Origin of the sequence: Neobacillus sp. PS3-12, from assembly GCF_030915385.1 — a bacterium.
Lineage (GTDB): Bacteria > Bacillota > Bacilli > Bacillales > Cytobacillaceae > JAEVLT01.
The window spans coordinates 4,911,012-4,926,900 of the sequence record NZ_CP133268.1; the positions used below are offsets into that span (position 1 = coordinate 4,911,012).

Consider the following 15,889-nt stretch of genomic DNA (forward strand, 5'->3'; position numbering starts at 1 on the left):
TACACGAAAATGGAGCTATTCCACAATGCTATTCGGAGCAGTATGCAAAATTGGAACGTAAACCTTAGAGGACAAAGTATATCTTTTGTGGTAAAAATACTTGTAAAACTTTGGTCCATCTATTTATCGTATTAATAGACAACTTGTTAAAACACCTCACAATAATTCGTACCTAATAAACTTTCCACACCAAACGTAATTTATCATAGTGAAAACTTTCCAATGGCAAGGAACTTTCTTAAAAGAAGGTTCCTATTGGTTTAAATAAGTGTAGAAAAATAAAAAAGCCACCTAAAATAAGGTGGCTTTTTGTCGATTGTCGACCTTTTATACATGCTGTTTAACAACTTCTCCGACGGTTACTCCTTTTTCATAAAGTTCATGGATCTCATCATCATTGTATCCTAAGTCTTGTAAAATTTCATAAGTATGCTGCCCCAACAATGGAGGAGGGGAAACTAACTCACCTGGTGTTTCAGAGAGTTTAATAGGGATACCAACTTGTTTAATTTCACCAAAGGATGGATGCTCCATTGTCGTTATCATTTCCCGTTCGATAATATGGGGATCAACAAATAAGTCAGATAACTCATAAACAGGGCCGGCAGGAATACCAGCTTGATCCAGTAGGTCTACCCAATGCTTAAAGGACTCGGTTTTAAAGATGCTCTCCAGGATTGGAATCAATTCATCTCTGTTTTCTACTCGAAGTGGATTGGTTGCAAACTTTGGATCATTCGCTATATCTAGGTTAAGGACTTGACAGAACTTTTTCCATAGAGAGTCATTCCCAACAGCGATGTTGAAGTATCCGTCATTTGCTTCAAATACTTGATATGGGCAAATGTTTGGATGGGCCCCTCCTAATGGCTTTGGATTTTTCCCTGTGGCAAAGTAGTTTCCGGCGAAGTAGGTCTGCCAAGAGACCATTGTATCTAATAGATTGGCATCTACCCATTGTCCCTTATTGGTCAGGTTTCTTGCCTGGAGAGCCAAGAGAATACCGGTAAGAGCCCACATACCAGTACCAACATCTGCGAGTGAAAAGCCTCCTTTAACGGGAGGGCGGCCAGGTTCACCTGTAACGGACATTAATCCGCCCATTCCTTGAGCAATAACATCATATCCAGGTCGCATCGCATATGGACCGCTTTGACCGAAGCCGAAAATAGAGGCAAGAATAATACGTTCGTTAACCTCTTTTAATACTTCATAGTCAATTCCTAATTTTTTCATGGTACCAGGACGGAAGTTTTCGACTACAATGTCGGCAGATTTTACAAGATCTAAGAGGATCTTTTTACCTTCGTCCGTTTTTAAGTTCAGGACAAAGCTCTTTTTATTTCGATTCACACTAAGAAAATATGCACTTTCCGTCTCGATGAAAGGAGGTCCCCATGTGCGTGTATCATCTCCCTGAGGCGGTTCAATCTTTACTACATCTGCTCCCATATCAGCTAAAAGCATGGTGCAGTATGGTCCACTTAATATACGAGTTAAATCAATTACTTTTACACCTTGAAGCGGTTTCATAAAAAAATCCTCCTTATAGTTACAAAAAAGTCGATTGTCGACAATTTATAATCTTAAAATTTATCTGAATTATAAAATGATTATCTTTTATCTGTCAATTATTTTTCGAAATATTTATTAATTTTAAAAATATCGATATGATAGAAACCTGGTTTATGTAGGCCTGGCATCGTTTATGAACATTTTAAATTAAATAAAAAAATAAATAATTTAAAAATATTGTACTTTTCTAAAAATTATGATAATCTGTTTTTGTCGACAATCCACAAAGGTGCCGAATAGTTATCATTCAATAATTAATTAACTGAAGTAAGTCTCCTTTAGCTATCACTATCATATCCAAATTAGTTTCTTGGAAAAAAACAATTGTCGAATTGAATCTTAAAGAGAAAACAAAAATCTACTATTAGGGGGGAATGTAGTAATGCTGGTTTTAGTAAAGAGAGTGGAGGATGGGAAGATCACCTTTCAACAGACCTCAAAAATTGGAATTGTAACCATGAATAGACCTGGTTCCAGGAATGCGTTGACCGCATCAATGTGGAAGGAATTAACCGTAATTTTTAATAAGGTGAAAGAGTCGAGTAAAATAAAGGTTCTTGTCTTAAGAGGGACAGCGAATCAATTTACAGCTGGTTCTGACATTAAAGAATTTAGCCAAATGTCTCTTACCGAGGCACAAAATGCTTTCTTGAATATGGAAGAAGCGATATCTACATTAGAGAGCCTTCCTATTCCAGTATTAGCAGCAATTGATGGGCCCGCAATGGGAGCTGGATTTATCTTATCACTTGCCTGTGACCTAAGAATAGGAACGTATAATGCTAAAATGGGAATCCCAGTAGGCCGCCTTGGCATTACTGTAGGACCATCCTTTATGCGCAGAATTGTAAGATTAATTGGGCCAAGCCGTGGTAAAGAACTTGTTTTTACAGGAAAAATATTTACAGCTGGAGAGTCTTACCAATTAGGGTTGCTTAATGAGCTAGTTGACCCATCTGAATTAGATCAAGTGGTCATTAAGAAAGCAGGCGTGATTATGAATCAATCGAAAGCTTCGCTGTTGGCTGTAAAAGAGGCAGTGGATCTTTGCGAATGGAGAGAAGATATTCCTTGGCATTTCGTAGACCCAATTGATTTTCCAGAGGGAACAAGGGCTTTTGCGGAGAAAAGGAAACCTTTATTCCAATGAACCGAAAAGGAAAATTCAAGTTTTCAAAGGAAATGGATTAGAGCATAAAACAAATGGCAATAGTAAGATCAATTTTTTTCCAGAAATTAGAATGCGCTTACAATTTAGAATTTCTAGCAATGCTAATATTTATTATTAAATAAGAAAGATATTTTAAGAGGAGGAATGATTTCTTGGTCATTTACGGTGTAGGGTTATTATCTTTTGCCTTTTTAGTAGGTCAAATATTGGGAGATATGTTAGGAAAGGTAATAGGGGTTAAGGCGAATGTCGGTGGTGTAGGGATTTCTATTTTCCTGTTGCTTATACTTATTGAATACTTAACGAAGAAAGGAAAGTTAGAGATCAAGACACAGGAGGGCTTGAAATTCTGGGGGGCTATGTATATCCCAATTGTTGTCGCAATGGCTGCACAGCAAAACGTAATGGCAGCGATAAAAGGCGGGCCAATCGCCTTGCTTGCGGGAGTTATTACGGTAATCGTTATGTTTTTAATTATTCCACTTTTAGCTAAGGTAGGGAATAAGGATGCTAATGATGAATTTGAAGAAATGGAAACAGAACCTAAAATAAGTTAAAAGCAGAATAATAGGGGGAAATTTAATGATTGAAGTCATTCTTAATTCGATAAAGAATAACGGTCTTATTACAGCATTTGCAGTTATTGGTATTACCATGTATATTTCTCATTTTGTCTCAGTCAAATTTACGAAAGGTAGAGTACATGGATCGGCTATTGCGATTTTAATCGGCTTAATTCTTGCATATTTTGGCGGGTTACATACTGGTGGACAAAAGGGTCTTGCCGATATTCAAATGTTCTCGGGAATTGGCCTAATGGGTGGAGGCATGTTGCGTGACTTTGCCATTGTTGCCACTGTTTTTGGAGCAAAATTTGAAGAATTAAAAAAAGTTGGCTTAATTGGTGTCGTTTCTATTTTAGTCGGGACTGTGGTTCCTTTTGTTATTGGCGTGGTAGTAGCTTATTCCTTCGGTTACAGGGATCCAGTTAGTTTAACAACTATTGGAGCGGGTGCAATCACTTATATCGTTGGGCCAGTAACAGGTGCGGCAATCGGTGCAAATTCAACGGTGATGGCTCTGAGTATTGCTGCGGGGGTAATCAAATCCATTTGTGTAATGATTTCGACACCGTATGTGGCTAAGGCAGTGGGCCTTACCAATCCTAGAACTGCCGTAATTTTTGGCGGAGCTATGGGAACTGCAAGCGGAGTTGCTGGTGGATTGGCTGCAACAAATCCTAGATTGGTGCCATATGGTGCAATGGGAGCTACTTTTCATACAGGTGTAGGATGTTTATTATGTCCATCAATATTGTTCATTGCAACAAAGCTGATATTTGGATGATTAGACAAACTCAACAACAGTTTTCGTTTTACGTTGCAAAAGGGAATCAAAAACAAAGAAAGCAGCCGAATTAAACCGGTTGCTCTTTTTTGTTTTTGATTCTTTTGGGCATCGTGTTTTGCTGTGATTTCCTCAAAATGACCATTCGGAGTAGTTGCGAAGATTGAAAGAAAGCTGTACATTTTGATATAGTATGTTTTTTAAATAGGAGGCCTTTGGATGGACAATAACGATATATTAATTCGATTGCGATATGCTTTGGAAATAAAAAACAAAGAAATGGCAGAGATCTTTAAACTTGGCGGCGAGGAAGTAACTGTGCCAGAAGTGATAAAGATCCTGACAAAATCAGATGACGATGATGAAAATGATGATCAGATTAAATGTAATAACAGGATGTTCGATTCATTTTTAAATGGATTTATTATCTTTAAAAGAGGAAAACAAGAGCCCAAACCAGGACAGCCACAAACACCAGAACAGGTTACACAGAAAAGCGCAAACGTGAATAATCTCTTGTTAAAGAAAGTTAAAATTGCGCTAGCATTAACAACGGAGGATATGCTGGAGATATTTGAAATGGCAGGAATCAGGGTTTCTAAAGGAGAACTCGGAGCTATCTTAAGAAAAGAAGGGCAGAAGAATTATAAAGAATGTGGAGATAAATTCGCCAGGAATTTTTTAAAGGGACTTGCTATAAAATACAGGGGATAATGCATGATGATACATACTTACTTAGGTGAGACAATTCGTTTTGAAATCAAGTACAAGAACCGAACCTCTGTAGGAATGACAATAGATAGCTATGGAAATCTGGAAGTTCAGGCTCCGAAAGGGACACCTGATGAAAAAGTGCTTCATTTACTAGAGGAAAAATGGGATCTGATTCAGCAAAAATTAAAAGAAATGAAGGATAGGCTGCATGGGCCGCAGAAAAAGCTCTATGGGGATGGGGAAAACTTTCTATATTTGGGAAAAACCTATCCCATCCAGATTTTTCAAGATAAAACCATTGGGCAGGACTATGTGGTGTTTGAGGGAGATACGTTACAAATTTATGTGAAAAAGCTTGAGGATGAAAAGATAAGACAAGCTCTGAAACGTTTTTATTATCAGCAGTGCAAAGCGCTAGTAGTGAAGAGTATTGATACCTATAAAAGCTATTTTAAAACAAAACCACGTTCTATTCTCATCTCGGATAGTAAAACTACTTGGGGAACTTGTGATTCAAGGCAGCAGTTAACATTTAATTGGAGGCTGGCCATGGCACCACGTGAAGTTGTCGACTATGTCGTTGTTCATGAAATGTGTCATATGGTCCATCTGAACCATGACCGCTCCTTTTGGAGGCTTGTTGGAAAAATAATGCCCGATTATAAGGAAAAGGAAAACTGGCTGGCTTTATCAAATTGGAAAATGACAGTTTAGTAGAACATTAATCATCACTAGGGAACCTACCCTCTCTTTCAAAAAAAAGAAAGAGAGGTTTTTTGTCATTCAAGATTAAATTATCACAAAAAAATGGGACTACGATGTTATGCACATTTCTCGATGTTGTTTTTAGGAAAACAACATCATGAAAAGATTATCTTTTCAATATCTTAAATTTGAATAATAATGATGTAAGGCAAATAAGCCTGATAAAAATAAGTTTTATAGAGAGTGGAGAGAGAAAGTTGGAAAATAATTCGAAATTTCGTGTTGCCATAATTGGATCTGGTGTGTCCGGTTCTGCAGCAGCCTATTTTTTACATAAATCCCTAGGGGATCAAGTCGAGATCGTTGTATTCGAAAAGGAAGACAGAATAGGGGGACGTATTCGCAGCATCAAAGTTGGGGATGAAGAATGGGAGACTGGCGGAAGCATTATCCATTCGGAAAATCAATATCTTTCCACGATCGTTGATGAACTTGGGCTGGAAAAAAAGAAACATGTTTATAACGATATTGGTATTTGGAGTGGAGAATCTTTCCCCTTTAGAACGGGAAAAACGAAAGTGGGCACCCTTTTCAATGTGTTGGTTCGGTATGGCACCAGCCTCGTTAAAGCTCAACCGCTAGTCAAGGATATGATAAAAAAATTAGCGCAAATCTATTTCCTTCAGGAAAAAGGTGAAGGCTATACGGATCCCGAATCATTATTCAAAAAGCTGGGACTTTACTCATTGTCACAGGAAAAAAGCTATGATTATTTTCGTAGGAATGGGATTTCAGATCGATTTATCGATGAATTTATGAATGGAGTTTCCAGACTAAATTATGGACAGGATGCAAGTATGCATGGATTGGTCAATTTGGTCTCATTGGCCGGAGCTTCCTTTGGTGGATATTTATTTGCCATCAAAGGTAGAAATTCACAAATATGTGAAGCCATGCTGCAAAATTCTTCTGCAAAAGTATTGAAAAACAATCGTGTAACCTCCATCCAGAAAATTGAAGACAAAAATAATACAAAGAATAAATATATCGTTACTGTAGAAGATGGAACGAAAGAGGAATTTGATTATATAGTGATTGCAACACCATTAGAAAAGGCAAAAATCGATTTTACAAATCTGGAACTTGAAGAAAACAATAGGCTTTCTCGGCCTTACCAAGTCACGAACGTTACCTATGTTTCTGGCAAACTGAACCCAAACTATTTTGGATTAATGAAAACAGAACAAATTCCAGCCAATATTTTAACCCAAGAAAATGAGAACATTCCGTTTTCTTCCATTGAACTTTGTAAAAAGGACAAGGTGCCCGGTCAGAATATCTATCGTATTTTTTCTAGACAAAAGCTGACGGAGGATTTGTTAAATAAACTTTTTAGAGAAAGAGCGGAAACAAAATCATTGGTATGGGATGCATACCCCGTCCTTACCCCTGCAGCAGCATGGCCGTCTTTTGTTCTGGAACAAGGAATTTATTATGTAAACGCAATGGAGTCTGCCATTTCCACAATGGAAACAGAGGTTATGGGCAGTAAAAACGTTGTAAATTTACTTTTGAAGGACATAGCTAGTGCGATTAGCTAGTAAGAATAGGTGCCTGGCACTTTTTTTGATAATAGGAAAAAAATGAAATATAAGTAACCTAAAAAATTGCATTAGTAAAACTTTGATATGTATAGTAAATATGAAGGATATTAGGGTAATCACATATTTCAGTATTGCAAGAAAAGGGGAGAAAGTATGCTGCACGAAAAAATAGAAATCAACTATGAGCAGGAAACCGCTACACTATACACGTATATCTTGGATAATTCACCACAAATTGATCCTGAACGTAAAAGACCGTTGATTGTTATATGCCCTGGTGGAGGGTATGAGCGGACATCCGATCGCGAGGCTGAGCCGATTGCGATTCAGATGAATGGTATGGGACTCCATGCATGTATCTTAAGATATAGTGTTAAGCCCGCTGTATTTCCAACTGCGCTTTGTCAATTGGCAAAAACGATAGGATTGGTCCGTGAACATGCTGCAGAATGGAATGTAGATACTAATAAAATTATTGTATTAGGTTTTTCCGCAGGAGGTCATTTAGCAGCAAGCCTTGGGGTATTTTGGAACAGGCAGTTTTTAGCTGAAAAAATTACATATACAAACGAACAAGTTAAACCGAACGGAATGATTCTTTGCTATCCGGTGATTACGTCTGGGCCTTATGCACACAAAGGCAGTTTTGCTGCGCTTTTAGGAGAACGGTATGAAGATGAAAATCTAATGGATTTTGTATCGTTAGAACAGCAAGTTTCCGAGGATACACCGCCAACCTTTCTATGGCATACAGCAACAGATGACGCTGTTCCCGTTGAAAATAGTTTCTTGTTTGCCAATGCCATTTTGAAAAATAGGGGATCATTAGAAATGCATATTTACCCAAATGGTGTACATGGCTTGGCCCTTGGAACGGAGGAGACGAAAAGTATCATGAATGAATTGCGCGTACAGCCTGAAGTGGCCAATTGGATTGAGATGGCGGGGCGCTGGGTGAAAGGACTTTAAGCTACATATCGAAGATACTAATAATAAGAAAATGACTAAATTAATAGTCATTTTTTTATTGGCTACCATCAATAATAATTTTTCTGGTAAAGGGCCATCAATAAGCGTTATAGGCGACCGAGCCTCATTATTTTGAAGGTGAATGGTCGTCAATGAACTTTACATACCATTTTATCCTTTCCGGCAAGAAGACTCCATCTGATTTGTGTTACGGGCGAAGCTCAACAATTCAGGTGGAGATGAATTGCCATCACCGATAGGCTGAATTCTTTTTAATTTAAGAAACTTCTTTTTTGAGATCAAATGTTCGCATTTTCCTTTCTGTCTATACTATAATTAGGTATAGAATACAGTCTCATAAGATTCAATCAGAAAGGTGGTGTACAAAATGACAAGGAAAAAAGCAGTCAAAGTATTGCGTAAACAAAAGAAAACCGAAAACATTCAACGGTTCACACAGAAACAAAATATCGGACGAGCTAGTCTTACGGCTAAAGAATTTCGTTTGCTACAGCGTATGTCGCATAGTTCAAAGGCATTGCGTAATGTTGGCTTGTATACCATTAAACAAAGTTTTTTGAACAACCGCAAGACTGCAACTGTAAAAGAAGTTGACACAGCTATGCAGGCTGATATTAATTATTGGGGCGTTCAATCGAACTCTGTTCAAGCGATTCGGAGAACATTATTTTCTGATGTGAAGAGCTTTTTTAAAGCATTTGAACAGTGGAAGAAAAATCCTGAAAATTTCACTGGTCGTCCTAAGTTTCCGAAATATTCTCGTTCCACAGAAAAACGTGTGCTTGAAATCTATCAAGTTCCGAAAGTGGATAGCGATGGATATTGGACTGTTCCCATGAATGTTGAATTCAGAAAACGGTTTGGTTCTATCAAAATTCGTATGCCAAAAAATTTGTTAAACAAAAAAATCTCCTATATTGAAATTGTACCTAAGCAGAAAGGTCGGTTCTTTGAGGTGCATTATACGTATGAAATGCACATTTCTCAAATGAAGAAAATACCAACGACCACAGTTAACGCTTTGAGTTGCGATTTAGGTGTAGACCGATTATTAAGTTGTGCAACAAATAAGGGCGATACATTCTTAATTGATGGTAAAAAGTTAAAATCCATCAATCAATATTTCAATAAAATGATAAGGAACTTCCAACAGAAAAATAGTGAGAATGGAATTTCAAAACGTATCGTTACGAATTCTATAGCCAAGCTTTGGAGCAAACGTGAAGCTCAAATTAATGGATATATCTCACAAGCCGTCGGCTTGTTATTTAAAAAAGTAAAAGAATTCAACATTGATACAATTGTTGTCGGCTATAATGCTGGTTGGAAACAAGAAAGCGATATGGGAAAGAAGAATAATCAACAATTTGTTCAAATTCCATTTCGTAAGCTGATTTCTGCTATCGAAAACAAATGTTTGAAAGAGGGCATTCGTTTTAAAAAACAGGAAGAAAGCTATACTTCAATAGCTAGTTTCCTAGATAGAGATCCCCTTCCTGTTTGGTTGAAAGATGATAAAATAAATGATCATTTTAGCGGCAAACGGATAACTCGTGGTTTGTACCGAAGTAAAACAGGAATATGTATTCATGCTGACATTAATGGTGCATTGAATACTTTGCGAAAATCAGAAGTTGTAGAATTAGTTGAAAAACTTAAAGTGAATAATCCAATTCTATTGAAAGTGCAAAAACGTAAGGCTGTTGCCTAGGGCATAGCTTAGTGGGTGCGTCATCCATCCATGTGTACTCGACTTGTCGGGGCTTGTAGCACACGCCGGAGCAATCTGAGTGGTGGCTTCTTTCGCAAGGAAGAACTGCTCTTTTTTCGAAAGGGTGGTGCAAGTGGGAAAACGATAGTTCGTCACCAGTACCGACCAAAAACTTACTTGGGGTGTCACCGTAAGCTGGCATGAATTCTAGAGCGTCAAACTGTCTAGCAATAGCGAGAAGACCTAGATTTCTAACTCAAGCCCCCACTGAAACAGTCTACCTCAGTGGGGGTAGTTGACTAGCCTTATGTCTACACTAATGTAACCGTTCTCATTTTCCATTCCGCATCCTTGTATGCTTTAGCAATTCCCCACCTAATGATATTTGTTTTCTTTACTTCTTTTATTTGAATCGAAACTTCTGCTGGAAAGGCGAGAGGAGAAGGCTTTAAGGATACCTGTTTCGAGTCAAGCCAATTTGCCAAGATATTTTTTCCATTTGTGAAGGGAAAGATTTGCCGAAATCCATCCTTAAACCATAGGAATTCTTCTTCCTTTGGTGTTCCTGGTTCTTGCAGGCATAGATATAAAGAGAGATCATCACAAAATTGAAGCATGAGAAAGTGAATTTTTAATAGGTCTTCTTTATCGGCTTCATAGAGGTTTAATTGTTCCATCAAACGGTCCTGCCTGGCTTTTTCGTATCTAGTGAATTCAATGGCAGCAGGTTCTTTGGCCCCGTTCAAAAAGGTCCGAAAGTGGAGACTGCACAGCAATCCGGCATAAAGGGACTGAACTTCAACCTCATCGATTCCTTTTTTATAAAAAGTAAGCTTTGGCATTAGAGGAAAGTCGATAAAGGAATATGGACATTTGTATCGATCATTCCAAAAAGGTGTTTCGTCAAGATCTATCCAGGCATGATCATGTTGAGCAATGGCAAAAATGACTTCACTCCAGTGATCAGTTCCATTGATATAAGCGGAATTCCAATGACGAGCAATATCCCCCGAAAGCAGGCCGTGATGGTGCTGTGGAATCATTACCCAATCGTGTTCTCTCTCATAAATGACCAAGTCATTCTCTCCTTTTTATATTTTGTTTCTTCTAATATATTCATATATTTACAACGTGGCAAGATAAATAAACGATTAGACAGATATTCTTTTTTCTCACGTTTGTTTGCTAGGTGAATGATGTTTTTTGAGCATATCTTTAGAAAAAACTGTTAAAAAGATAGTAAACTTGTTAGTAGTACCAAAAAAAGGAATTTTATCATTTGTATCCATCGTAAGAATATGAAAAAAAGGAGTTTTTTCATGGAGCATCAATCATTAGTCCGAACGAGATTTTGTGAATCGGATGCCTTGGGTCATATCAATAATGTCAGTTTTTTCATTTACTTGGAGCAAGCAAGAGTTGACTTTTTTATCGATACCCAAATCCTTGAAGATATAGAGGATTGGTCATTTGTTGCAGCATCTGTACATTGTGATTTTAAAAAACAAGCATTTGTTAATCAAAGTCTTGTAATCAAAACCTGGGTCAGTCATATCGGCCGAACCAGTGTGAAATTAAAACATCAAATCTTTGAGCAAAATAATGAAGAATTAATTGCTGAAGGGGAAGATGTGTTAGTTTCTTATAATGTAATGGAGCAGAAAGCTGATCCACTGAGTGAGCAAATCAAAGAAAAGTTAAAATTATATACAATTTGATTAAAATTGAAAACGCTATCAGCAGTATCGGATAATATTTTTATAGGGGGGAATTCTAATGGCATTTTTTGAAACAAGTGACGGGGTAAAACTATTTTATCAGCAAAAAGGGGAAGGGAATCCAATCGTCCTTATTCATGGTTGGTCAAGCGACCATACTGCATTTGATCCAACATTCAATGATCTAAGCAGTAAGTTTAAAGTGATATCTTATGATCTAAGAGGGCATGGAAGATCTGATCGACCCGAACATGGTCTATCCTTAAAAAGGTTTGCAACAGACCTTGAGGAATTAATGGCAAGTTTAGAGCTTAAAGATGTAACTCTAGTTGGGCATTCAATGGGTGCTTCCACTATTTTTGAATATGTCAGAAACTATGGTGTATCAAGATTAAAATCAGTATCTATTTTTGACATGACTCCAAAACTAGTGAATGATGGCGAATGGAATTTAGGACTCTACCACGGTAAATATAAAAGTGAAGATTTGCACCAGGATTTAACCCAAATGAATGAAGATTTCTTAAAATTCGCAGGACCATTTGCTAAAACTGTCATTCCCTACTTAACAGACGAAATGCTAGAAGAATATCTCAAAGTGGTTAAAGGAAATACTCCCCACGTTATGGCTGCGATGTGGCATGCAATGGCAGTAAGTGATTTTAGAGATGTGCTTCCTAAAATTACAGTTCCAACGCAAATTATCTTCGGAGAAAAAAGCACGCTGTATTCAAAACAAACAGCAGAATATGTACATTCGCAAATCCCTAATTCTGAAATAATCCCTTTTGAAAATTGTACACACATACTAGTAGCAGAAAATCCAGTCAAAACGACTCAGGTAATTGAAGAAATGGCTAATATGAAATGATTAATGGCCAGGTTTCTCTACTTGGACACGATAAATTGCGTAATTCATTTAATGTTCAAACCTTTTTGAATAGTATGTTAACATTTGGAAAAGCTGCTCAATTTCCAAACTGGATAAACTATAATAATAGTGTAAAGAAGTTAATAATACTTTTTCAAAAGGGGTCCTTTATATGTTTAACAAATTTCTAAGAGAGAACAAAGTTGCCGCCTACATTCTTACGGTGTTGCGCTTGTATCTTGGATATGAATGGTTAATGGCAGGATTCCACAAAATTACTGGTGGATTCGATGCAACCGGGTTCTTGAAAGGAGCAATCGCTAATCCAGTGAAAGGTCCTGATGGGGGCATGGTTTACGCCACTTTCGTTGGATTTTTAAAACACTTTGCTTTGCCAAATGCACATATATTTAATGTTCTGGTTCCTTGGGGAGAATTTCTAGTTGGTTTAGGGTTAATTCTCGGATGCTTAACAACTGCTGCTATATTCTTTGGCTTAGTGATGAACTTCGCATATGTGATGGCCGGAACTGTTTCTACCAATCCATTAGATATTTTACTAGGCGTATTCATTCTTGCTGCAGGACTTAATGCAGGAAGGGTGGGTCTTGACCGCTGGTTAATCCCTGATATTCGCAAATATGCAGCAATGGGAAAGAAAGAAAATCACGCTGATAAACATACCATTTAATGTTTATGGAAAGTTCAATAAACAGGAAATACAGTCAATCATTATGCATTTTACCGCTGACCCAATGATCCAAAAACAATTAAATGACCGCAACAAGGAAATGTCTTCCCCAACTTCTTAACAGAAGAGCGAAATCATTTAATAGAGCATAAAGAAGAAAATATGACAGGGAATTTATGAATGAGTCAGAAAAAATAATCATGAACATGTATGAAGAGGAAGGAAGATCGTGGAAACGAAAACTCTATTTAATAAGTTTGTTTATCCAGAACATGAAAAAGGAATTAGATAATAGTTAAAAGTAAAAAGGTACAACCAACTATTGGCTGGTTGCACCTTTTTTTAAACTGATTTTATCCTTTTATAAAAACAGTTTTAGTAGTTGTAAAGAATTCTTTAGCTGCTTCACCTTGTTCACGTGAGTGAGAGCTTGAAGCCTTCATTCCACCGAATGGAGCTTGTAATTCAACACCGGCTGTTTCGTAGTTCACACGCACAAGCCCTGCTTCGATATCATCGATAAAAGTAAGAATAGAAGTGATATCTTTTGTAAAGATCGAAGCACTTAACCCGAACTCAACATCATTCGCAACTGCAATTGCTTCTTCAATCGTTTCTACCTTCATAAGGGCAATGACTGGTCCAAAAATCTCTTCCTGGGCAATCGTCATGCTTGAAGTCACTTCGTCAAATACGGTTGGGTTCACATAGAAGCCGTTATTTAGCTCCTCGGACTCAGGAGAATCCCCGCCAACTAAAATTTTCGCACCATCTTCAATCCCTTTTTGAATATAGTATTTCACTGTATTATATTGGCCCTCAGATGCACATGGTCCCATCCATGTATCTGAATCCAAACCATTTCCTACTTTAATTTTTCTCACTTCAGCAACTAATTTATTCTTAAATTCTTCGTAGACACCGCTTTGAACGATAACACGGCTGCTGCAGGTGCATTTTTGTCCGGTAGATTTTAATCCGCCACTCATAACAGCCGCAACAGCTAGATCAACATCAGCGTCATTGGCAACGATAAGGGGATTTTTGCCTCCCATTTCAAGTTGGTATTTAGCACCGCGGGCTGCCGCCGCCATTTCGATCTGCTTTCCAATTGTATTGGAACCGGTAAATGACACAGCAGCGATATCTTCATGCTCAGCAAGTCCTTGTCCAATAACCGACCCTTTACCTGTAACAAGGTTAATAACTCCATTTGGGAAACCAGCCTGATCGAAGCACTCCACTATCTTAGCTGCTGTTACGGCCGTTTCAGTTGCAGGCTTCAAAACAACAGTATTTCCGTAAATAAGGGCAGGGGCTGTTTTCCAAATCGGGATTGCAACCGGGAAGTTCCATGGCGTAATTAAACCAACAACACCTAACGGAACGCGTTTGCTAAATTGCAGCGCAGTACCATCTGAGGCTGGAATGATATCGCCCATTTTTCTCATACCTTCACCAGCGTAAAATCTTAAAATGGCAACCCCGCGGGCAGTTTCACCTTTTGCCTCAGGGAAGGTTTTTCCCATTTCTCTTGTCATCGTCTTGGCAATATCATCGATGTTTTTCTCAATCATATCTGCTGCTTTAAATAATAAGTTGCCCCGTTCTACTCCCGAAAGCTTTTTCCAAAGTTTCTGAGCAACTTTTGCCGCTTGTACTGCTTCATTTAAGTCTTCTCTTGTCGAGCTTTGTACATATCCAACTATTTCCTTATTGGCAGGATTAATACTCGCAATAACATCCTCAGATGTAGCTGCTTGCCAGTTCCCATTAATATAATTCAAATATGTTGTTGCTTGCACAGTTGTTTCCATGATGATTCCTCCTTTTTAATTTACAAGTGATACGCTTTTCGGGACTTGAACAGGATTACGCAATATACCAATTCCGGTAATCTCGATTTCAATAACATCGCCATCTGCAAGCGTAAAATCTCCGTCCGGCACAATGCATGTACCTGTCAGTAACACAGTCCCATCAAATACCACATTATCCCTTATTAAATAAGAAACTAACTCGTCATATTTTCTTTTTAATTGCGATGTATTCGCTTCTCCGGTAAAGACCAATTCAGCATTTCGGTAGATACGGCAGGAAATGTCGAGATTGTATGGTTCTTCAACCGTCTCCGCTAAACGAATACTCGGGCCAATTGAACAGGAATTTTTCCATATTTTAGCCTGGGGAAGATATAATGGATTTTCACCTTCGATATCCCGGCTGCTCATGTCATTTCCAATCGTATATCCGACAATATCCCCTTTACTGCTCAAAACCAGTCCAAGTTCCGGTTCAGGAATCTGCCAACTGGAGTCAGTCCTGATATAAACAGGATCATTTGGTCCAACGGTTCTATGTAAGGTTGATTTCATAAATAATTCCGGCCGTTTAGCATCATAAACCTTGTCATAAAAAGAATCGCCATTCGTTACGTTTGATTCAATATTTCTGGCGTCCCGACTTTTTAAGTAGGTTACACCTGATGCCCAGACTTCTTCGGGCTTGACCGGTAAAGTCAATGCAAGTTCTTCAAGGTTTGCTTGGAGTGGCGAAGCTGCTTGAACAGCCTGTTGAACAAGCGATAAACAGGTCTCATTCTTCAATTCTGCTTCCCGCATAATTTCTAAAAAATTATTATATTGTAATGGATAGATTTGACCGTGATCAGTTAAAGCAGCCAGCTGGTTCGATTTTTCCCCTTGTTTGATACAAATAATTCTCATGAACGGTTCCCCTTTGTTTTATATTATAAAACCACGTTCTCATCTTAGTTTATAAAAAAGAATCAT

The 15,889-nt window shown here is 37.9% G+C and carries 15 protein-coding genes; 11 read left to right on the forward strand and 4 right to left on the reverse strand.

Going from position 1 to position 15,889, the window contains the following annotated elements; genetic code table 11:
* Positions 1–327: 327 nt before the first annotated feature.
* Positions 328–1,533 (reverse strand): CaiB/BaiF CoA transferase family protein, encoded by a 1,206-nt coding sequence (locus RCG17_RS24710; protein WP_308172666.1) that lies wholly within the window; start codon positions 1,531–1,533, stop codon positions 328–330.
* Positions 1,534–1,957: 424 nt separating this feature from the next.
* Here RCG17_RS24710 and RCG17_RS24715 point away from each other — a divergent pair, with 424 nt between their 5' ends.
* The 8 genes from RCG17_RS24715 (at position 1,958) to RCG17_RS24750 (ending at position 9,817) form a co-directional block, all read left to right on the forward strand.
* Positions 1,958–2,725, forward strand: coding sequence for an enoyl-CoA hydratase/isomerase family protein (locus RCG17_RS24715; protein WP_308172667.1), 768 nt, complete (start codon positions 1,958–1,960; stop codon positions 2,723–2,725).
* A 173-nt stretch (positions 2,726–2,898) separates the two neighbouring features.
* Positions 2,899–3,303 (forward strand): malonate transporter subunit MadL, encoded by a 405-nt coding sequence (madL, locus tag RCG17_RS24720; protein WP_308172668.1) that lies wholly within the window; start codon positions 2,899–2,901, stop codon positions 3,301–3,303.
* A gap of 25 nt (positions 3,304–3,328) precedes the next feature.
* Positions 3,329–4,093, forward strand: a complete 765-nt coding sequence (madM, locus tag RCG17_RS24725; RefSeq protein ID WP_308172669.1) for a malonate transporter subunit MadM — start codon at positions 3,329–3,331, stop codon at positions 4,091–4,093.
* 219 nt (positions 4,094–4,312) lie between these two features.
* A complete protein-coding gene (locus RCG17_RS24730) occupies positions 4,313–4,807 on the forward strand; it encodes a YehS family protein (protein ID WP_308172670.1) in 495 nt (164 codons plus the stop codon).
* 6 nt (positions 4,808–4,813) lie between these two features.
* On the forward strand, positions 4,814–5,521 hold the full coding sequence (locus RCG17_RS24735; protein ID WP_308175946.1) for a M48 family metallopeptidase: 708 nt from the start codon (positions 4,814–4,816) through the stop codon (positions 5,519–5,521).
* 248 nt (positions 5,522–5,769) lie between these two features.
* Positions 5,770–7,113: a prenylcysteine lyase family protein gene (locus RCG17_RS24740; protein ID WP_308172671.1), complete on the forward strand. Its 1,344-nt coding sequence runs from the start codon at positions 5,770–5,772 to the stop codon at positions 7,111–7,113.
* Positions 7,114–7,269: 156 nt separating this feature from the next.
* Positions 7,270–8,085, forward strand: coding sequence for an alpha/beta hydrolase (locus RCG17_RS24745; protein ID WP_308172672.1), 816 nt, complete (start codon positions 7,270–7,272; stop codon positions 8,083–8,085).
* Between the two features lie 388 nt (positions 8,086–8,473).
* Complete coding sequence (locus RCG17_RS24750; RefSeq protein ID WP_308172673.1) at positions 8,474–9,817, forward strand: transposase; 1,344 nt, start codon at positions 8,474–8,476, stop codon at positions 9,815–9,817.
* Between the two features lie 311 nt (positions 9,818–10,128).
* On the opposite strand, the gene RCG17_RS24755 is transcribed toward RCG17_RS24750, so the two are convergent.
* Positions 10,129–10,893: a DUF3891 family protein gene (locus RCG17_RS24755; protein ID WP_308172674.1), complete on the reverse strand. Its 765-nt coding sequence runs from the start codon at positions 10,891–10,893 to the stop codon at positions 10,129–10,131.
* Between the two features lie 243 nt (positions 10,894–11,136).
* Between RCG17_RS24755 and RCG17_RS24760 the strand changes: the two genes are divergently transcribed.
* The 3 genes from RCG17_RS24760 to RCG17_RS24770 all read left to right on the forward strand — a co-directional run bounded on the left by RCG17_RS24760 (position 11,137) and on the right by RCG17_RS24770 (position 13,097).
* Complete coding sequence (locus tag RCG17_RS24760; protein ID WP_308172675.1) at positions 11,137–11,535, forward strand: acyl-CoA thioesterase; 399 nt, start codon at positions 11,137–11,139, stop codon at positions 11,533–11,535.
* A 58-nt stretch (positions 11,536–11,593) separates the two neighbouring features.
* Positions 11,594–12,406 (forward strand): alpha/beta fold hydrolase, encoded by an 813-nt coding sequence (locus tag RCG17_RS24765; protein WP_308172676.1) that lies wholly within the window; start codon positions 11,594–11,596, stop codon positions 12,404–12,406.
* A gap of 172 nt (positions 12,407–12,578) precedes the next feature.
* Complete coding sequence (locus RCG17_RS24770; RefSeq protein WP_308172677.1) at positions 12,579–13,097, forward strand: DoxX family protein; 519 nt, start codon at positions 12,579–12,581, stop codon at positions 13,095–13,097.
* A 353-nt stretch (positions 13,098–13,450) separates the two neighbouring features.
* Here the strand turns inward: RCG17_RS24770 and gucD are convergent, their stop codons facing one another.
* Positions 13,451–14,914, reverse strand: coding sequence for an alpha-ketoglutaric semialdehyde dehydrogenase GucD (gene gucD / locus RCG17_RS24775; protein WP_308172678.1), 1,464 nt, complete (start codon positions 14,912–14,914; stop codon positions 13,451–13,453).
* A 15-nt stretch (positions 14,915–14,929) separates the two neighbouring features.
* Positions 14,930–15,823 (reverse strand): fumarylacetoacetate hydrolase family protein, encoded by an 894-nt coding sequence (locus RCG17_RS24780; RefSeq protein ID WP_308172679.1) that lies wholly within the window; start codon positions 15,821–15,823, stop codon positions 14,930–14,932.
* Positions 15,824–15,889 lie beyond the last annotated feature (66 nt).